The sequence below is a fragment of the Candidatus Halocynthiibacter alkanivorans genome (assembly GCF_003333265.1).
GTDB lineage: Bacteria > Pseudomonadota > Alphaproteobacteria > Rhodobacterales > Rhodobacteraceae > Halocyntiibacter_A > Halocyntiibacter_A alkanivorans.
On sequence record NZ_QOLB01000112.1, the window covers coordinates 54820 to 73959 of the forward strand.

Here is a 19140-nt window from a genome sequence, read left to right on the forward strand (position 1 = left end):
CACAGGGTGAACGGGCGATAAATACTTAAAATGCGCGATAAATGGATAAGGTTGCGGACTGGCTAATAACTTTTTTGCCATTGGCCAAGGAGAGGCGCTTTCCGGGGCCAGGGAAATACTCCTGATCCGTATCAGTGCGGCTATGCACCGCCCGTAGCGGGCGATACGGGGCTGAGCGGGCAGAATCGCAACTGGCCGGCCTTTTGCGCTGGCACGGCGCGTCAGTTGTGAATCGCGGCCTCTGGCATGGCAGCGGCGCTTTGCCCTGGTCAGGACCCGGGCAAAGCACCTTCCGGGCGCGCCGTCCAGGCCTGCTTTCAGGGCGCAGACAGGCTGCAGACAGGTTGGGAAGGGGCGCGGCGGGACGCTGACGGAACAGAGGAGGGGCGGGCAGAAGGCTGCGAAACGGGGCGCCGGTCTTGCCGCCACAGCAATCAGGGCCACCGCACCCCATGCGGTAGCATCCGGCGGTAACATACGCGCCGCAGCATTCGCGCCGCACCATTTTCCGCCTGCCGGCGACACGGTTGTTTACTTGCCCCGGCGGGCTGTTACACAGGTGGAATGACTGCATTGGACCCGGAAACAGAATCAGAACTGACCGCGCTGCGCAAAGAAATGGCCCGGTTGAACAACCACCGTTTTGTGCGCATCCACAACTCCACCGCCCGGCTGATGGGGTATCAGTTCCTGCGCGGGCTGGCCTTTGGGCTTGGCTCGGTTGTCGGGGCGACAATATTGGTCTCTACAGTGGCTTATCTGCTTGCTCAGGTTGATTTTATTCCCATTCTTGGGGACTGGGCCAAGCAGATCGCGGCGGAGATCCGGCTGGGCAATGGCAGCCTGTGAGACGAAAGTCTTTTCTTTTGAGCCAATTTCGACTATACGCGCGAAATCTTGCCCTTCCGGGTGAGGTATTGTGTTCCTCCGCTTGCGGAAGAGCCACTCCACGGGCCCTGCTGGACGACATCCCGGCCTGCGCCATCACACTAACCTTTTAAGGAGACCCCGATGTCGATCACAGTTGAAGAAAAAACACGTCTGATCAAAGAATTCGGTCTGAAAGAAGGCGACACTGGTTCGCCCGAAGTTCAGGTTGCGATCCTGACCTCGCGTATCACGACGCTGACTGAGCATTTCAAAACCCACAAAAAAGACAACCACGGTCGTCGTGGTCTTTTGAAAATGGTTGCTCTGCGCCGGAAACTTCTGGACTACACCAAATCCAAAGATGTGGCACGTTACCAGTCGCTGATCCAGCGTCTCGGCATCCGCCGCTAACAACGAAAAGCGCGCCTTTCGGGGCGCGTTTTTTTTGCCGCCGGAGCACCGGGCTTCACGTTCCGGGCGACATGCAAAAGACGAGGCCACGGGCAAGACAGCCCGTACGCAATCGGGGGGCGGAAGGGCCGCATCCCCAAATTAGGAAACGTTATGTTTAACGAAGTGAAAAAATCGATCGAGTGGGGCGAAGAAACGCTCACTCTGGAAACGGGCAAAGTGGCCCGTCAGGCCGACGGATCTGTGATCGCCACTCTGGGCGAAACATCTGTCATGGCCAACGTGACTTTTGCCCGCAAGCAAAAGCCGGGTCAGGACTTTTTCCCGCTGACCGTTCACTACCAGGAAAAATATTACGCAGCCGGCAAAGTGCCAGGCGGCTTTTTCAAACGCGAAGCACGTCCGACCGAAAAAGAGACGCTGACTGCGCGTCTTATTGACCGTCCGATCCGTCCGCTGTTTGTGCCCGGCTTCAAAAACGAAGTTCTGGTGATGTGTACCGTTCTGTCCCACGATCTGGAAAACGATCCTGATGTTGTGGCGATGATCGCAGCCTCTGCAGCGCTGACCATTTCCGGCGCACCTTTCATGGGCCCGATTGCCTGTGCGCGTGTTGGTTTTGTTGATGGCGAATATGTGCTGAACCCGACCGTTGATGACATGCACGACCTGCGCAACAAACCCGAGCAGCGTCTCGACCTGATTGTTGCCGGTACCAAAGACGCGGTGATGATGGTTGAATCCGAAGCTTATGAGCTGTCGGAAGCTGAGATTCTGGGTGCGGTCAACTTTGCCCACGCTTCGATCCAGCCTGTCATCGACCTGATCATCGATCTGGCCGAAGACACTGCCAAAGAGCCGTTTGCTTTTGACGCGCCTGACTACAGCGAGCTGTCTGCTGCTGTGACCGCTGCTGGTGACACCGCCATGCGTGCGGCTTTTGCCATCGCTGACAAACAAGAACGCACCGCCGCGGTTTCCGCTGCCCGCGATCTGATCAAAGCCGCTCTGAGCGAAGAACAGCTGGCTGATGCCAACCTGGGTTCTGCTCTGAAGAAACTCGAAGCCGGCATCCTGCGCGGCGACGTGGTGAAAACCGGTATCCGGATCGACGGTCGTAAGACCAACGAAATCCGCGGCATCGTTGCGGAAACCGGCTTCCTGCCGCGTACCCATGGCTCCGCCCTGTTCACCCGTGGTGAAACTCAGGGTCTGGTTGTGACCACGCTGGGCACCGGTGACGACGAGCAGATGATCGACGCGCTGCACGGCACCTACCGTTCCAACTTCATGCTGCACTATAACTTCCCTCCCTACTCGGTGGGTGAAGTTGGTCGTGTGTCCGGCCCTGGCCGTCGTGAAATCGGTCACGGTAAACTGGCATGGCGTGCGCTTCAGGCGGTTCTGCCTGCGGCCACTGATTTCCCTTACACGCTGCGCGTCGTATCCGAGATCACCGAATCCAACGGCTCTTCTTCCATGGCGTCTGTCTGTGGTGGTTCGCTGTCGATGATGGATGCTGGTGTGCCTCTGAAAGCACCGGTAGCCGGTGTTGCCATGGGTCTGATCCTGGAAGACAGCGGCGACTATGCCATCCTGTCCGACATCCTGGGTGACGAAGATCACCTCGGCGACATGGACTTCAAAGTGGCAGGTACCGAAAACGGCATCACGTCGCTGCAGATGGACATCAAGATCGCAGGCATCACGCCCGCAATCATGGAACAGGCGCTGGCGCAGGCCAAAGAGGGCCGGTTGCACATCCTCGGTGAGATGAACAAAGCGCTGTCCGGCGCTGCGGAATTCTCGGCCCACGCACCCCGCATCGAAACCATGCAGATCCCAACGGATAAAATCCGCGAAGTGATCGGTTCCGGCGGTAAAGTGATCCGTGAGATCGTGGAAGTTTCCGGCGCCAAGGTCGACATCAACGACGATGGTGTGATCAAGATTGCTTCCGCCAATGGCGAAGCGATCAAAAAGGCCTATGAGATGATCCACTCGATCGTCGCTGAGCCTGAGCAGGGTCTGGTTTACAAAGGTAAAGTTGTGAAGATCGTCGATTTCGGCGCCTTCGTGAACTTCTTTGGCAAGCGCGACGGCCTGGTGCACGTGTCCCAGATCGAAAACCGCCGCCTGAACCACCCGTCTGACGTGCTGAAAGAAGGCCAGGAAGTTTTCGTAAAACTGCTGGGCTTTGATGACCGCGGCAAAGTGCGCCTCGCCATGAAAATGGTCGATCAGGCCACCGGCGAAGAAGTGAGCGAAGACGCCGCCGAGGGTTAATCCCGGCGCCTTTTCCGCAAATCAGAAAGCCCCGGTGGAAACACCGGGGCTTTTTTATTCGAACTTTGCACCCTCGCGTTTAAGCGTAGCTAAAAAGCTCGAAGTCCTTTGCGAAGAGGTCGCGGATTTTCCGCTTTTGTGGGGCACACAATGTAAACTCCGCACGAGAAGAAGCATTGAATTTGCGCTTCTTCTCCCCTGCCGGCACTGGGTCATCGCAGCCTGCCATCTCAAAAGCGCGGCGCAGATCCGTTTCGTAGGTCCGGATATCACCTATAATGTCGTATTCAATAACCCCATGCCCTATGTTTATATGCTGGGGACGCCAATGAGGATCACAGAAGTAAATCGAGTCTTCGTGGGACTCCCGGACATAATCCAAGAAAACTTCAAAATTGCGTATAATGTCACCGCCCAGTTCAAAGCCCCGTGCCTTGATTGCCGGCAAATGCCGCTTTGTGCTGGGATGTTTGAGGTCCACAAAGAAATCATAAAAGGCCGATAGCACCCATTCCTCCGGATGCCGGGTAAAGCAAAATTTGACGCAGTCCGGGTCATGTATAGCGTGCTCATAGGCACGCCAATGAATCTGACCTTGTTTTACCCCGGACGTAACCCGACGCGCATCTTCAGCAAAATCCCCTTGGTACAGGCGCACGATGTGCTGAGTAGTACTGGTGCTCGCCACTTTGGCGTTTTTGGGGAAAAACAATTTTCCGTCATGGCTGAGGATACAATGAGCATACACAACTTGCTTTGCTACCGGCAGGCGCGCCAAACCGCGCCGCGCGCGATAAAGAGGGCTGACGAGGCTGAGAATAGCCGCTTTGGTGGGATTAATGCGATTGTCTCCGGGGATCGGAATGGCACTGGGCGGCATTTAGGGACTCTGTTGGATAAGGTCACGCCAGCGTAGAATATCAGTCCGGACGCTGCAACGCCTCATCGCACTTGCACCAACCGATCAGAATAGGGCAGCCCGCGCGTCAGCAGCGCAGATACCCGAGAATACACCTCAATGGTCACCCCCAGTTTGCCTGCCTGCTCCGCAGCATATTCAAAATGGTTCAGAATACGCTGCTCCGCGCCCACGATGCCGGACGCGGCTTGCGCCCCGTTCTCATAGAACCGGGGCCCGTCCGCGTTGGAAAGATCGATACCGGCCAGACCAATACACTCCGGACGCGCCGCAATTGCGAATTGCATGGCACTGAAGGCCACGGTGCCGGCGGGAATAATGCCCACACCGGGGTCCCGCGAAAAACAGTTTTCACCGGTGCCGGTGACCAATTTTTGTACACTCGCATCGCTGAAACGGCGCCGCGCCCCGTCAAAGGGTTTGTACAGATTTTCGATAAGGACGATTCGCCGGCCATCGCACCAGGAGGCATCATGGCTCAGAATCGCCCGGATCACCGATGGAGACAGCAGGAATACCGGATCCCGTGGCAGCTGTTGCAGCATGTTCCCGAAGTGACGCCAGACAAAGCGCTCGTCTTCGATTGCAATCGCAAAGGCCCCCTGCAACCGGGGCATCAGCGTCACCGCACCGTTCACCAGTAGCGCGGCACTGGCGTCAATTCTGGCGACATCCTGCGATCGCAGCGACGGCCCGGATCCGAAAATCACCACTTCGCGGCCGACGGCCGCGTAAAATTCAGTCACGGAAAAAAGCGTGCCCGCAGCCTGGCCCTTCCAGAGGATCTGTCCCGGCGTGTTGTGTTGCGCCCGGATCAGTTTCAGGAAAGGCCAGTTGTCTTGCCAATGCGCCCGTCGTCGCCCGAAAAGCAACTGGAAGCCGAGTTTGATTATTTTTCGGGCGACGGGCCGGTCATGCATCCTGAATGTCTATTCCGGATTTTTGGCAAAGCGCAGGTAGGGCAGTTTTTTGTCGAGCGTGCCGTATTTGGCTTCGGCGGCAGCGTCATCCAGAGACATGGCGACGATCACGTCTTCACCGACCTGCCAGTTGGCGGGGGTGGCGATTGGCACGCCATAGGTTTTCTGCAGCGCGTCCAGCGCCCGCAGCACTTCAGCAAAGTTGCGGCCGATGGTCATCGGATAGGTCATCGACAGTTTCAGCTGTTTGTCCGGACCAATGATAAACACCGAGCGCACGGTGGCGCTGTCGGCGGGGGTGCGGCCATCGGGCATGTAGGCCTCAGCGGGCAGCATGTCAAAAGCTTTGGACACTTCCAGCCCGGCGTCGGCGATGATCGGGAAAGTGGCTTTGCTACCGGCAAAGCTTTCGATATCGCCTTTCCATTTTTTGTGATCTTCCACCCCATCCACCGAGACGCCAATCACTTTGGTGCCGCGTTTGGCCCATTCATCTGCCAGTCGTGCCACAGCGCCGAATTCGGTGGTGCAGACCGGGGTGAAATCTTTGGGGTGGGAAAACAGGATTGTCCAGCTGTCGCCGATCCAGTCATGCAGAGAAAAATCTCCCTGATCTGTGGAAACGGAGAGATCGGGGATGGTGTCATTGATGCGAAGGGCCATGAGACGTCCTATCAGGCAAAAGGTTGTGTGTTGAAAAATACAGATAGGCGCAGATTAACGTATTTCACCCGGCGGGCCAGCGGTAATCGCGCGAATGTGACTGCCGGCCAGCGCGGCGAACGCCACCGGGAGCCGCCGCAGCCACGTGGCAGCGCCTTTACGCTCAGAACGGCGTTTTTACCTTAAACGTCATACCTTTGCCGCCGTCGGGATGATTGACCCGCAGGCTTTCGGCATGCAGCATCATCCGTGGCGCCTCCAGCGCGGCACCGCTGGCATAGAACGGATCACCAAGAATGGCATGGCCCAGCGCCTGCATATGCACCCGCAGTTGATGGGTGCGCCCGGTGCGCGGCATCAGCCGCACCCGTGTCGTGCCCTCTTCAAAGCGCATCACTTTCCAGTCGGTGATCGCCTGTTTGCCGTTTTCATGATCGACAATCTGCAGCGGGCGGTTGGGCCAGTCGACGAGAAGCGGCAGATCCACCGTGCCTTCTTTTTCCGCCAGCAGCCCGTGCACCCGGGCGACATAGGTCTTTTTGCTTTTGCGTTCCTCGAACTGCCTGGACAGGTTGCGCTGCGCCGCCGGGGTCAGCGCGAACACCATCACACCAGAGGTGTCCCGGTCCAGCCGGTGCACCAGCAACGCCTGCGGGAACGCCGCCTGCACCCGGGTCAAAAGACAATCGGCCAGGTGTTCGCCGCGTCCGGGCACTGAGAGCAGCCCGGCAGGTTTGTTGACCGCCAGCAGCTCATGGTCGTCATGCAGGTATGTCAGCGGCTCTTGCGGGGGGGAATATTCAGCGCTCATGCCCGCCCCATAACAGGCGCATCAGTGTTTGTCGAACTGTTGCGGGCCTGGTTCGATGTCATAATAGTCGCCCTTGTCAGTGCAAAAGATATGGCGGTCGGTTTTCAGCCCGCTGGCACCATCAAGACTGCCGGCAGCGACGGAAACCTGGTCGCGGCCGCGCGTGTCCCAGAACAGGCTGGAGCCGCAGTTCTGACAAAAGCCGCGCCGGGCCTGATCTGATGAGTCAAACCAGCGCAGGCCGGTGTCATTGGTCAGCACCAGATCGTTGCGCGCCACACTGGTCGCGGCCCAGTAATGCCCTGACGTTTTACGGCACTGGCTGCAATGGCAGGCCGCCACAGGGCGCAGTGGGCCGTTCAGGGTGAACTGCACCGCGCCACAGAGGCAGGACCCGGTGAGGGTCTTTTTCTTGATCATATGTACTCCTTTGCAGAGAGGTTACCCGTCCGGAGAAACCAACCCGGGAAAACGCCCCAGGGCGGTATCACCAAAAACAAATAGCAATGGCTGCGACCTGTCCAATCTGTTTCACGGCTGCCGCGCCCGAGCCTGCAGGTGAAAGCGGGCTGAATGCGAGCGGAGGTCGACACGCTTCAGTAGCTGCCGAACTTCACCGGACCCTCTTCGATTTCGTAATAGTCGCCCTTTTCGGCGCAGCAGGTGTGGCGCAGGGTGCTCAGACCGGTTTCCCCGTCAAGGGTGCCAGAGCCCACCGAGACGGTGTCTTTGTCGTGCCAGTCCCAGAACAGGCTGGAGCCACAGAACTGGCAAAAGCCGCGCCGGGTCTGGGGCGAAGAGTCAAACCAGCGCAGGCCGGTCTCATTGGTGATGAACAGCCCTTTGCGCGCGACCTCTGTCGCCGACCAGTAATGGCCCGAAGTTTTGCGGCAGCCCCTGCAATGGCAGGCCACCGATGAGCGCAGCGGTCCGTTCAGAGTAAAGGTGACTGCGCCGCACAGGCAGGATCCGTGTTTTTCATCGTCATCGCTCATGTAATCTCCCTGATAGAAAAGGTCTGTTTCAAAATATCTTGCAGCGCTAATGCATCAGCTTCAGAAAACGCATCCGGCAGGTCGCTGTCCAGATCAAATACGGCGATCACCTGGCTCATATGGTCAAACACCGGCAGCACCAGTTCTGACCGGGTGGACGAGGCGCAGGCGATATGACCGGGGAAGGCTTCGACATCGGCCACCAACTGTACCTCGCCAGTGCGCGCCGCTGCGCCACAGACCCCGCGCGAAAACGGGATCACCAGGCAGCCGTGGCCGCCCTGGTAGGGGCCGATTTTTAACAGCTCCGGCGCGGTGACACGGTAAAACCCGGTCCAGTGAAAACGATCATCGGCGTGGTGTATTTCACAGGCCAGCGTCGCCATCAGCGCGACAGAATCCGTTTCACCTTCGGTCAGGGAGGCGATGGTTTTGGCAAGGGTGGTGTAGTCGACGCGCATGGGGAAACCTTATGGCAGGTGGGCGGAACGCCCGGAATGAGGACAGCAGAGAGGGCAGGTAAGGAGGCGAGCGGACGGGCGGGGCGCAGCCGCAGCACGCGCCGCCCCGGATTTCACGGCTGCGGCGGGTTACACCCGTTCAATCGCAATGGCGGTGCCTTCGCCGCCGCCGATGCAGATGGCGGCGATACCGCGTCTGAGCCCACGTTTTTCCAGCGCGTTGAGCAGCGTCACCATGATACGGGCCCCGGAAGCGCCGATCGGGTGGCCCAGCGCACAGGCGCCGCCGTTGACGTTGACGTTGACCTTGTCGCGCGGCAGGCCCATCTCCTGCATGAAGGCCATCGGCACCACCGCAAAGGCTTCGTTGACCTCCCAGAGATCGACATCCGCCACTGCCCAGCCGAGTTGTTGCAGCAGTTTGCGGGCGGCGGGCACCGGTGCGGTCGGGAACAGGGAGGGCGCATGGGCATAGCTGGCGTGGCCCAGGATTCGGGCGCGCGCGCCTGATTTGTCTGAAGACAGCAGCAGCGCCGCAGCCCCGTCGGAAATAGACGAAGAATTGGCGGCCGTGACTGTACCGCCCTTACGAAACGCTGGTTTCAGCTGCGGAATTTTCTCTGGCCGCGCCTTGGCAGGCTGCTCATCCGCGGCAATCACCACCTCGCCCTTGCGGGTCTTCAGCGTCACGGGCGCGATTTCCCCGTCAAATGCGCCGCTTTTCTGTGCTGCCAGCGCGTTGGACAGCGAGTCCAGTGCATAGGCGTCCTGGTCTTCGCGGCTGAACTGAAAACGCTCGGCGCAGTCTTCGGCAAATGTGCCCATCAGCCGGCCTTTGTCATAGGCATCTTCCAACCCGTCGAGGAACATATGATCCACCGTCTGGCCATGACCAAGCCGGGCGCCGCCGCGCATAGACGGCAGCAGATAGGGCGCGTTGCTCATGCTTTCCATGCCGCCGGCCACCATGGTCGTGTTCGCGCCCAGCGCGATCTGGTCGTGGGCGATCATCACCGCTTTCATCCCCGAGCCACACATTTTGTTCAGTGTCGTCGCCGGTACGCTTTCGCCCAGACCGGCAGCAAAGCCCGCCTGACGCGCCGGGGCCTGGCCCTGACCAGCAGGCAGCACACAGCCCATCAGCAGCTCTTCCACTGCGCCAGCGTCGGCACCGGCATTTTTCAGCGCGGCTTTGATTGCCGCGCCACCAAGATCTGCGGCGCTGGCGGGCGACAAATCCCCCTGGAAGCCGCCCATGGGGGTCCGTGCGGCCCCAATAATATATACATCTTTCATTATTTCTCCTCTGCGCTTTGCTGCAGCGCAAACAGATTGGTAACCAATGCGGTTTAATTTTTCTCAGGTCAGTGAGGACGGGAGAATGGGTATGGAACTAAATTCTGAAACAATAGGCAACGCGCTTTTGGTCACGGTCTGTGAACCGCGGATCGATGCGGCAGTTGCCATACAGTTTAAGGACAGGATGCGCGAAGTCAGTGATGGCGGGCCGGACCGGGTGATTCTGGACATGTCGGCAGTGAGTTTCCTCGACAGCAGTGGTCTTGGCGCTGTGGTGGCGGTGATGAAATTCCTCGGCAAAGAACGCTCGTTTGAGCTGGCCGGGCTGACGCCGACAGTGGCCAAAGTCTTCCGGCTGACCCGGATGGATTCAATTTTCACCATCCACCCCGACCTTGAAACGGCGATTGCACCACTTGCCAACGCCTCCTGAAGCGGCGACCGGGCTTGCCCGGGATATCTGAATAAGGGACGACCCCCGATGACAGACGATTTGCGACTTGTTTTTCCAGGCACAACCGTAGCTGTGCGCACAGCGTTGCTGAAAATGGTCGGCAACCTGCAACAACTGGATCTCGATGCTGAGAAAATCGGATCCATTGAGCTGGTGGTCGCTGAAGCTCTGAACAATATTGTAGAACATGCTTTTGCCGAGCAGAACGGACGCATTGATCTGCGGCTGACTAACGGGGAGCGCGGGCTGTATTGCGCCATTGAGGACGATGGCAGCCCGATGCCTGACGGGCGGCCTCCGATTGGCAACCCGCCCGATCTGAGCGTTGACCTGCAGGACCTGCCCGAAGGCGGTTTCGGCTGGTTCCTGATCCGTGAAATCACCCGCGACCTTGGCTATGAGCGCGTTGAAAACCACAACCGTCTGACCTTCCGCATCCCGGTGGGCGACGACTTCACCCGCAGTTAAGCCCGCTCTGCCCACCATGCGGCCGGGCAGCGCGGCACTCAGCAGCAGACCGCACATGTGGCGGGCTGAGGCTGAGGCTGTTTCCCGGGACCAGATCCCGGCGGCCGGATCCGCGCGACCAGCGTCTGCCAGCATCCGGCTCGCAGCCAATACAGCTGCAGCGGTGTCTCTGCGCATGAGCAGGCCCGCCACTTCGGTGCGCCTGCCGCATCGGCCTGGCCCCTGCCCCCCCGTTCTTCCACGATGCGAAAAACCGAATTCCTGCTCTTGGCCTGTGCGGCAAGGATGTCTAGCATCCGCGCAAACAGGGAGATCAGAATGCGCGACTTTCAACTGCCCGGCCGTTCGGCCGTCTACGCCAGCAACGGCATGTGTGCCACGTCCCATCCGCTGGCCGCCAAGGTCGCCATCGACCTGTTGCAGGCCGGTGGCAACGCAGTGGATGCCGCCATTGGCGCTGCGGTTTTGCTGGGCATTTGCGAACCGCAGATGACCGGGATTGGCGGCGATTGTTTTGCGCTGATCAAACCGGCGGGCAGCGAAAAGATCCTGGGTCTGAACGGCTCGGGCCGGGCGCCGGCGGCGCTGCAGGGCGCAGAGCTGCGCGCGCGCGGGCTGAGCACGGTACCGCTGTCCGGCGTTGAAGCGGTGACCATTCCCGGCGCGGTGGACGCGTTTTGCACAATGTCAGAAGACCACGGCCGTCTCAGCCTGTCTGAAGTGCTGGCCCCGGCGATCACCTATGCGGAAAACGGGGTGCCGGTGGCGCCGCGGGTGCAGTTTGACTGGGCCAACGGGGCGGCGCAGCTCAGCGGCGCGGCGCGGCGGTTCTACCTGAACCAGGGCGAGGTCCCCGAGGTCGGTGAGATGTTCCGCCACCCCCAGCAGGCCGAAGTGCTGCGCCGCATCGCGCGCGACGGGCGCGAGGGATTTTATGGCGGCGAGGTCGCCAGGGATATGGTCGACAGCCTGCGCGCGCTGGGGGGGCAGCATACGCTGGAGGACTTTGCCGCCACAAGCTGCGACTATGTCACACCACTTCAGGGCAGTTACAAAGGCACCGATCTGGTTGAACTGCCACCCAACGGGTCGGGCGCCACCGCCATTCTGATGGCCAATATGCTGGCGCAGTTTGATCTGGCTGACATGGAACCGTTCGGGGTGCAGCGCGCCCATATCGAAGCAGAGATTGCCAAGCTGGCCTATGACACCCGCAACCGGCTGCTTGCGGATACGGATCACACCACGCGTCTGGCGCATATGCTGGCACCGGAAACGGCGGTGTCCCTGGCGGCTTTGGTGGATCCCACCCGCGCCATGGCCGCTGCGGCGCCGCTGAGCGAAAGCATTCACAAAGACACCGTCTATCTGACGGTGGTGGACCGCGACGGCATGGCGGTGTCTTTGATCTATTCCATCTTCCACTCGTTTGGTTCCGGCATCGCCAGCGACCGTTTTGGCGTGTTGTTTCAGAACCGCGGCGCCGGATTTACCCTGGAGGCTGGCCACCCGAACGAGATCAACGGTGGCAAACGCCCGATGCACACCATTATCCCGGGCATGTTGTGCCATGAAGGCCGTCTGGTGATGCCTTTCGGGGTCATGGGTGGCGCCTATCAGCCCAACGGGCACATCCGGTTCCTGAGCAATATGGTGGATTTCAAACTGCAGCCCCAGGCGGCGATTGATGCTCCGCGCAGCTTTTCTTACGAAGGGGTGATGACGGTGGAGCGCGGCTATTCTGATGCCGTGTGCGCCGGACTCAGTGATCTGGGCCATGTGGTCAAAGTGCCCGACGGGCCGATTGGCGGCGCCCAGGCGATCTGGATTGACCATGAAAGCGGTGTGTTGATGGGTGCGTCAGATCCGCGCAAAGACGGCTGCGCCCTGGGGTATTAACCAGCGCAGCGCGTCGGGTGGTTGCAGCGCCGGCGCTGACGGCATGTCCCCGGCGTCCGTTCTGCGGGCAATGTCCGGGGGCAATATCCGGGCGCCAGGTCCGGACGTAAATTCTGGACGCGAATTCTGGGGGCAAGGTCTGTGCTCCAGGTCCGGACGCAAGGCCCGGGCGCAAGGTCAGAGGGATATGGCCGCCAGGCAAACCCAGCCGGCCTGTCAGGCGGGCACAGACTGCGGGGCACGCGCTTGCGGAAAATCCGGCGGGGCAGATCCGTCAAGCAGGTCCCGGGGCGACTCACATCCCGGCGTCCTGGCAGCCGTTCGCGGCAGCCGTTCTGCGCGCAGGTCCGGCGAGTGCGCAGAACGGGGCAAGTGCTTCCACAACGCTCCGCGTGGCACATCTTCGGGCTCTTGTCTTCGGGAAAGCGGCGGGCCCTGGCAAGCAAAACATGCCCACGCCAGGCGGTGGTCGCGCGGTGTCAGTTCAGCTGGAAATCGAGCGGATAGGCGCCGTCTTTGAGCGGGCCAAACAGATCCTCGAGGTCCGGATGCTCCACCGGCACGCCGGAGTAATCCGCGATCAGGTTCTGCTCAGAGACATAGGCCACATAGTAATTCTGGTCGTTCTCCGCCAGCAGGTGGTAAAACGGCTGGTCCTTGCTGGGGCGCACTTCTTCGGGAATCGCATCATACCATTCCTCGGTGTTTGCAAACATCGCGTCCACATCAAAGACCACGCCGCGAAACGGATGTTTGCGGTGTTTGACAATTTGTCCCAGGTGGTATTTGGCACGTGTTTTCAACATAGATTGTAACCCTCGCAACATGTTACTAGACCCGGAGACGGGGCGCTGTCTATGCGGAACGCCCAATTTTCAAGGAAACAGTCTGTGACCCTTATTTCTACAATCTTAGAGATCGTCGCTCCGGTGTTCATCCTGGCACTCGTTGGGTTTACATGGGTGAAGCTGGGATTTGAATACCGGATTCAGTTCATCACCCGTCTGGCAATGACATTGTCTGTGCCGGCGCTGATGTTCACCGCGCTGATGAAGACCGAGGTTCCGCTCAGCGCGCTGAGCGAGGTGGCGCTGGCGGCGTTTGTGGCCTATGCGCTGCTGACGATTGCCTTTGTGATTGTCGCCAAAGCCCTGGGTCTGAATATGGCTACCTATTTGAATCCATTGATTTTTGGCAATACGGGCAATGTGGGTCTGCCGCTGGCTTTGTTCGCGTTTGGCGACGAGGGCCTTGGCTATGCGCTGGCGGTATTTGCGGTGATGATTGTGGGCTCTTTCACCTTTGGTATCTGGCTGGTGTCCGGTGGCGGATCGCCGCTTAAAGTGCTCAAAGAACCGGTGGTCTGGGCCACCGGGCTTGGGGTTCTGTTCCTGTCACAAGGCTGGCAAACACCCCGGTTTCTGACCAATTCTCTCGAGATGATCGGCCAGATTACCATCCCGCTTTTGCTGATCACCCTCGGGGTGGCGATTGCGCGGCTGAAAGCTTCGAGCTTCGGGGCGGCCATCTGGCTGTCGGCCCTCAAGACGGTGATGAGCATCGGCGTTGCCTGGGGTGCCGGGCTGTATTTCGGCCTCACCGGTGCGGCGTTCGGGGTTCTGGTGCTGCAGGTCGCGACCCCGGTTGCAGTCACATCCTATCTGCTGGCGGAGAAATACGGCGCCGACGCGGAGGCGGTGGCAGGCCTGGTGGTCGTCTCCACCATGATGTCCGTTCTGGCGCTGCCGCTGCTGCTTGCATTTGTGATCTGAAACACGCGCATTAGCCGTTCCCACCGGCGCTGATTCTGGCTAGTCTGGACGCATAATAAAAATAACACAGGGCAGCGCGGGCAGCATGAAACGATTTCTTCGGGCAACAGCTTTGCTGGTACTGGTCGCGGCCTGTGGCAGCGCCAATTTTTCAGCACCGCGCAATCTGAACAACGCCTGCAGCATCGTGAAACAGCGGCCGGCCTATCTGAAAGCGATGCAGCGCAGCGAACGTAAATGGGGCGTGCCGGTCTCGGTGCAGATGGCCACCATTTATCAGGAAAGCAAATTCATCGGCAATGCGCGGCCGCCGCATAAGTTCCTGCTGGGGGTGATTCCCATGGGCCGGCAAAGCTCCGCCTTTGGCTACAGCCAGGCGCTGGATGCCACCTGGGACGAATACCGCAGCGATGCCGGCTCCTGGGGGGCCAAGCGCAATGATATCGACGACGCCGCCGATTTCATTGGCTGGTATATGAGCGAATCCAACGAGCGGCTTGGCATTTCCAAAGCGGATGCGCGCAATCAGTACCTCGCATATCACGAAGGCCGTGGCGGTTTTGCCCGTGGCTCTTACCGCAGCAAAGGCTGGCTGCAGCGTGTGGCCTCCGAGGTGCAGTCGCGCTCCAATACCTATGGCGCACAGCTGGCCAGTTGCTCGCGCCGCTAAGCCTCCACGTTTGAGACCAGTTCCGGGCGCGGCGCGGGGGTGGCACGGCCAGGTCAAAAAGCGCTGCTGACCAGGTCAGGACGGACCGGTCGCAGCCTGGTCACAGCCCGGCATTTTTCGCCTCGCGTCAATCAGCCCGATGGTATTCGGTGTTGCCCGGCCCGGCGTTACTTGACGCGGCGCAGTTCGGCCCGGCGTTGTCAGGCCCCGCGTTGATCAGCCCGATGTTATCCGGCTCCACTTTATTAGTCTCTGTGTTGATCAGCCAGCACTATCCGGTCCGGTGCTATTGGGCCTGCGTTAATCAGCGCGGCGCCAGCCCGTCCGGCGCTCCCGGCCCCGCGTTATCCGACCCGGTGTTATTCAGTGAAACCGCGCCGTGTCATTTCGCCTTTGACATAGAACAGGCTGTTTGACAGCGGTTCGCCCATCTCCAGTGGTTCAAACAGCACCGTGGTCTGGCCACCGGCGCCGTCAAAGATGATCCATTGACGCAGCTGCAACGGATCTTCGCTGAACATCAGCTGAATGGCGCCGTAGTCGGGCCTGTCGGGATCCTGAGCGGTGACCGTCGTCAAATCTCCGTTCAGCGTATGACCAACGACCATGTCTGTCGCGCCCAGATCGACGTTGCGGGCGAGAATGATCTTGAGCGGGGTCTGGCTGAGCGGGAAGCGCTGGGGCGGCTCAGTGGAGGCCGGATCAAAGATGGCGACCTGACCACCGCCGGCCATCACCAGGGCCCCGCCAGGACCCGTTTCGGGCGCATCATATTCAAAGCGCAGCTTGCCCGGGCGTTTGATCAGCAACTGCCCGGCGGTGCGCGAGCCGTCGTCATTGATCTGGGTGAAGCGGGTCTGTGCGGTTTTAAAGCTGTTGAACCAGGCCGAAATTTCATTGAGCGGGATGAGTTCAGCCGCCTGGACCGGCAGCATAAGCGCCAGCGAGAACAGCGGGGCGATCAGCAGAGAACGAATGTGTTTCATAGATCTGAGATAGCCTTTGTGTGTGGTAATTTCACCCCCCGGCACCGCTCACTTATGCGGCACCGGGGGGCAAGCCCCCTCAGGCTTGTTCCGGGATCAGAATGTCGCGTTTACCCACATGGTTGGCCGGGGTGACGAGGCCCTGGTCTTCCATCTGTTCAACGAGGCGCGCGGCTTTGTTGTAACCGATCGCCAGTTTACGCTGGATGTAGCTGGTGGAGCACTTGCGGTCTTTGGCAACGATGGCCACCGCCTGGTCATACAGCGCGTCCTGTCCGGTGGTATTGCCACCCAGACCCAGCACTGCATCGATACTGTCGCCCTGGCCGTCTTCCGGGCCTTCGACCACGCCACCGATATAATCAGGCGGGCCATAGGCTTTCAGGTAGTTGACGATTTCCTCAACTTCCTCATCCGAGCAGAACGGGCCATGCACACGGGTGATTTTCGCACCCCCTGCCATGAACAGCATGTCGCCCATGCCCAGCAGCTGTTCGGCGCCCTGTTCACCCAGAATGGTGCGGCTGTCGATTTTCGAGGTGACCTGGAAGGAAATCCGGGTCGGGAAGTTGGCTTTGATCGTGCCGGTGATCACGTCCACAGAGGGACGCTGCGTCGCCATGATCAGGTGGATGCCCGAGGCCCGCGCCATCTGGGCCAGACGCTGAATGCAGGCTTCGATCTCTTTGCCGGCGACCATCATCAGGTCGGCCATCTCGTCGACCACAACCACGATATAGGGGATAGATTTGGGCTGCAGCTCTTCGGTTTCAAACACCGGATCACCGGTCTCGTCATCAAAGCCGGTCTGCACTGTGCGGCTGAACATTTCGCCCCTGGCCAGCGCCTCTTTCACCCGGCCGTTATAACCGTCGATGTTGCGCACGCCCATTTTGGACATTTTGCGATAACGGTCTTCCATTTCGCCGACGACCCATTTCAGCGCCACGACGGCCTTTTTCGGGTCGGTGACAACCGGGGAGAGCAGATGCGGGATGCCGTCATAGACCGACAGTTCCAGCATTTTGGGGTCAATCATGATCAGGCGGCATTCATCCGGCGACAGTTTGTACAGCAGCGACAGGATCATGGTGTTGATCGCCACAGACTTACCGGAGCCGGTGGTACCGGCGATCAGCAGGTGGGGCATTTTGGCAAGGTTGACCACGACAGCATCGCCGCCGATATCTTTGCCCAGCGCCAGCGGCAGTTGCATGCTGCTGTCACCAAAGTCCCGCGCCGCGAGGATTTCGCGCAGCATGACTTTTTCGCGGTGTTCATTGGGCAGCTCAATACCGATGACTGAGCGGCCGGGCACGGTGGAGACACGGGCTGAGAGCGCCGACATCGAGCGCGCGATATCATCGGCCAGACCAATAACGCGGCTGGCCTTCAGACCCGGGGCCGGTTCCAGCTCATACATGGTGACAACCGGGCCGGGGCGCACCGAGACGATTTCACCTTTGACGCCGTAATCATCCAGCACAGCTTCCAGCATGCGGGCGTTTTCTTCCAACGCCTCGTCAGACAGAACGTGATGGGAGGCGCCGGTGGGATTTTCCAGCAGCGACAGCGGCGGGCATTCGTATTCCGCGCCACCGTCTTCAAACGCCAGCGCCGGTTCGGCTTCGGCGCGGGCCTGATGGGATTGCTCAGGGGCTTTGCGCAGGCCGTGCTGCACCACTTTTTTGGGTGCGGCGATCGGGATCACCGGGGCGTTGGTGGGGGCGTTGACGGCGGCGTGGCGCATCTGATCATGCTGCTGCGCGCTGCCAACGCCATAGCCGGCGGGATCGAATTCATCCTCCAGGAACATGTTTTCCGGCGCCTCGTGCGCGTTGAACGGCTCCTGAATATGGTGCTGCGGCGCAAATTCCTGTGCTGTGAACTCATGGCCAGAGGCGTCCGAACCTGCGAAATCACGCCCGGTGAAATCTGCGGGCACCAGGGTGGTGTCCCCCTCGTAGGCCGAGTCGGGGATGAAGTCGCCACCCTGCGCCTGCAGTTCCGTCGCCTGGGGCTGGGAAGCAAGGGTCTCGCGGCTCATGACAATAGGTTTAGGGCCACGTGGATGTTTGATGCTGGTCAGCGGCGGCTCTGAGCGCAGACCGGCGGTCAGGGCCGGCCCCCGGCGCACGCGTTTGTTGATTACGTCTGAAATCCGGGCCTGCAGACGGGCCGGGCCGTGGGGTTCTTCCATGTCAGGCGCGTCAATAAAGGCCTCTTCCGGATCACCTGCGTCGATCACTTCGGGTTCAGCCGCGCGTTTCAGCAGCGAAGGCATGCGGGCAAACAGACCGGTCTTGCGTTCTTCTTCCACATATTCTTCGACAAATTCGCCCTGATCATGGTTGTCAGAGGCCGTGGCCCAGTCCTGTTCGTAATGCGACTCAGCCCGTACAACCCGGGCTGGTGCATGTGCTGTTTCCTGAGCAGTTTCCTGAGCTGCTTCCTGACCTGGCACCATCAGCGGCTCAGCATCAGAATAGATCAGCGCATCATCATAGCCGGCCTCTGCCCCGGCGGCACGGCGGGCGTCGCGTCGTTCAGCATGACGTTCGGCCTGGCGGCTGGCAATATTCTGCGCGCCCTGGCTTGCGCCCGAAGCGGCCCGGCCCATAAGCCGCAAGCCGGTATCATAGAGCAGCACCATGCCCACCAGCAGAAAACGTCCGATTCGGTGCAGCTCTGGTTTGGTGAACCCCAGCGCAAACAGCGACAGCGCAACCGAGGCAATCGCCAGCAGAAACGCGAGGATTTTAAGCCCGATCGCAGCCGGCAATGGCGCCACGCCCAGCACAGCGCCCAGCACCGTATTGCCAAACATGCCGCCAAGACCGACCGAATGGCTCCAGGCAGGGCCCGGCGCATGGCTGGCGGCATAGGCCGAAACCAGCGCCACGGCGATCGGGGCAAATACAATGCGCTGCAGGATGCGCTCATCCCCACGGTGGAGCACCAGCCGCAGCCCCCAGGCCGCAAAGGTGGCGACAAAACCCCAGGAGGCCAGCCCGACGATAAAAATCAGCGGGCTGGCAATCATCGCGCCAAAACGCCCCAACCAGTTTTGCGCCGGTGCGTCTGTGGCCATCAGCCAGTTGGGGTCATTGGGCGTATAAGAGCCCAGCAGCATCGCCATCAGCAGCGCCAGGATCAGCAGGCCAATGCCAAGCAATTCGGTGCCACGCCGTTCAAGTATCGCCTGGGTGTTTCTGTCCAAAAGCGGGTCGCGCCCGCGTATCTGATAAGATGCCAT

General features: G+C 60.0%; 19 protein-coding genes. 8 read left to right on the forward strand and 11 right to left on the reverse strand.

Going from position 1 to position 19140, the window contains the following annotated elements; all coding sequences use genetic code 11:
• The first annotated feature begins 564 nt into the window (after positions 1–564).
• The 3 genes from DWA01_RS13475 to pnp all read left to right on the forward strand — a co-directional run bounded on the left by DWA01_RS13475 (position 565) and on the right by pnp (position 3567).
• Positions 565–849 (forward strand): DUF5665 domain-containing protein, encoded by a 285-nt coding sequence (locus tag DWA01_RS13475; RefSeq protein WP_114286337.1) that lies wholly within the window; start codon positions 565–567, stop codon positions 847–849.
• A 162-nt stretch (positions 850–1011) separates the two neighbouring features.
• Positions 1012–1281 (forward strand): 30S ribosomal protein S15, encoded by a 270-nt coding sequence (rpsO, locus tag DWA01_RS13480; RefSeq protein ID WP_114286338.1) that lies wholly within the window; start codon positions 1012–1014, stop codon positions 1279–1281.
• A 153-nt stretch (positions 1282–1434) separates the two neighbouring features.
• Positions 1435–3567 (forward strand): polyribonucleotide nucleotidyltransferase, encoded by a 2133-nt coding sequence (gene pnp / locus DWA01_RS13485; RefSeq protein WP_114286339.1) that lies wholly within the window; start codon positions 1435–1437, stop codon positions 3565–3567.
• Between the two features lie 79 nt (positions 3568–3646).
• Here pnp and DWA01_RS13490 read toward each other — a convergent pair whose 3' ends face one another.
• From DWA01_RS13490 to DWA01_RS13525, 8 genes are all read right to left on the reverse strand, one after another.
• A complete protein-coding gene (locus DWA01_RS13490; protein WP_114286340.1) occupies positions 3647–4447 on the reverse strand; it encodes a sulfotransferase family 2 domain-containing protein in 801 nt (266 codons plus the stop codon).
• Positions 4448–4509: 62 nt separating this feature from the next.
• Positions 4510–5232 carry a glycosyl transferase gene (locus tag DWA01_RS13495; protein ID WP_136057751.1) on the reverse strand — a complete coding sequence of 241 codons (723 nt, stop codon included), beginning with the start codon at positions 5230–5232 and terminating at the stop codon, positions 4510–4512.
• 183 nt (positions 5233–5415) lie between these two features.
• Positions 5416–6069 carry a peroxiredoxin gene (locus tag DWA01_RS13500; protein ID WP_114286342.1) on the reverse strand — a complete coding sequence of 218 codons (654 nt, stop codon included), beginning with the start codon at positions 6067–6069 and terminating at the stop codon, positions 5416–5418.
• A gap of 163 nt (positions 6070–6232) precedes the next feature.
• Positions 6233–6880 (reverse strand): RluA family pseudouridine synthase, encoded by a 648-nt coding sequence (locus tag DWA01_RS13505; protein WP_114286343.1) that lies wholly within the window; start codon positions 6878–6880, stop codon positions 6233–6235.
• Between the two features lie 21 nt (positions 6881–6901).
• A complete protein-coding gene (locus tag DWA01_RS13510) occupies positions 6902–7300 on the reverse strand; it encodes a GFA family protein (protein ID WP_114286344.1) in 399 nt (132 codons plus the stop codon).
• Between the two features lie 176 nt (positions 7301–7476).
• Positions 7477–7875, reverse strand: a complete 399-nt coding sequence (locus DWA01_RS13515) for a GFA family protein (protein ID WP_114286345.1) — start codon at positions 7873–7875, stop codon at positions 7477–7479.
• Complete coding sequence (locus tag DWA01_RS13520) at positions 7872–8336, reverse strand: GAF domain-containing protein (RefSeq protein ID WP_114286346.1); 465 nt, start codon at positions 8334–8336, stop codon at positions 7872–7874. The genes DWA01_RS13515 and DWA01_RS13520 overlap by 4 nt, the downstream gene beginning before the upstream one ends.
• Positions 8337–8465: 129 nt before the next feature.
• Positions 8466–9632: a thiolase family protein gene (locus tag DWA01_RS13525; RefSeq protein ID WP_114286347.1), complete on the reverse strand. Its 1167-nt coding sequence runs from the start codon at positions 9630–9632 to the stop codon at positions 8466–8468.
• Between the two features lie 91 nt (positions 9633–9723).
• Here DWA01_RS13525 and DWA01_RS13530 point away from each other — a divergent pair, with 91 nt between their 5' ends.
• The 3 genes from DWA01_RS13530 to DWA01_RS13540 all read left to right on the forward strand — a co-directional run bounded on the left by DWA01_RS13530 (position 9724) and on the right by DWA01_RS13540 (position 12456).
• Positions 9724–10068 carry an STAS domain-containing protein gene (locus tag DWA01_RS13530; protein WP_114286348.1) on the forward strand — a complete coding sequence of 115 codons (345 nt, stop codon included), beginning with the start codon at positions 9724–9726 and terminating at the stop codon, positions 10066–10068.
• Between the two features lie 48 nt (positions 10069–10116).
• Entirely contained in the window at positions 10117–10557 is a 441-nt protein-coding gene (locus DWA01_RS13535; protein ID WP_114286349.1) for an ATP-binding protein, read from the forward strand.
• A 318-nt stretch (positions 10558–10875) separates the two neighbouring features.
• Positions 10876–12456, forward strand: a complete 1581-nt coding sequence (locus DWA01_RS13540; protein WP_114286350.1) for a gamma-glutamyltransferase family protein — start codon at positions 10876–10878, stop codon at positions 12454–12456.
• A 479-nt stretch (positions 12457–12935) separates the two neighbouring features.
• Here the strand turns inward: DWA01_RS13540 and hspQ are convergent, their stop codons facing one another.
• Entirely contained in the window at positions 12936–13262 is a 327-nt protein-coding gene (gene hspQ, locus DWA01_RS13545; RefSeq protein ID WP_114286351.1) for a heat shock protein HspQ, read from the reverse strand.
• An 84-nt stretch (positions 13263–13346) separates the two neighbouring features.
• On the opposite strand from hspQ, the gene DWA01_RS13550 reads away from it, so the two are divergent.
• Complete coding sequence (locus DWA01_RS13550) at positions 13347–14228, forward strand: AEC family transporter (protein ID WP_114286393.1); 882 nt, start codon at positions 13347–13349, stop codon at positions 14226–14228.
• 85 nt (positions 14229–14313) lie between these two features.
• Positions 14314–14898, forward strand: coding sequence for a transglycosylase SLT domain-containing protein (locus DWA01_RS13555; RefSeq protein WP_114286352.1), 585 nt, complete (start codon positions 14314–14316; stop codon positions 14896–14898).
• A gap of 359 nt (positions 14899–15257) precedes the next feature.
• Here DWA01_RS13555 and DWA01_RS13560 read toward each other — a convergent pair whose 3' ends face one another.
• Positions 15258–15884, reverse strand: coding sequence for a LolA family protein (locus DWA01_RS13560; protein WP_114286353.1), 627 nt, complete (start codon positions 15882–15884; stop codon positions 15258–15260).
• A gap of 79 nt (positions 15885–15963) precedes the next feature.
• Positions 15964–19140: a DNA translocase FtsK gene (locus tag DWA01_RS13565; RefSeq protein WP_114286354.1), complete on the reverse strand. Its 3177-nt coding sequence runs from the start codon at positions 19138–19140 to the stop codon at positions 15964–15966.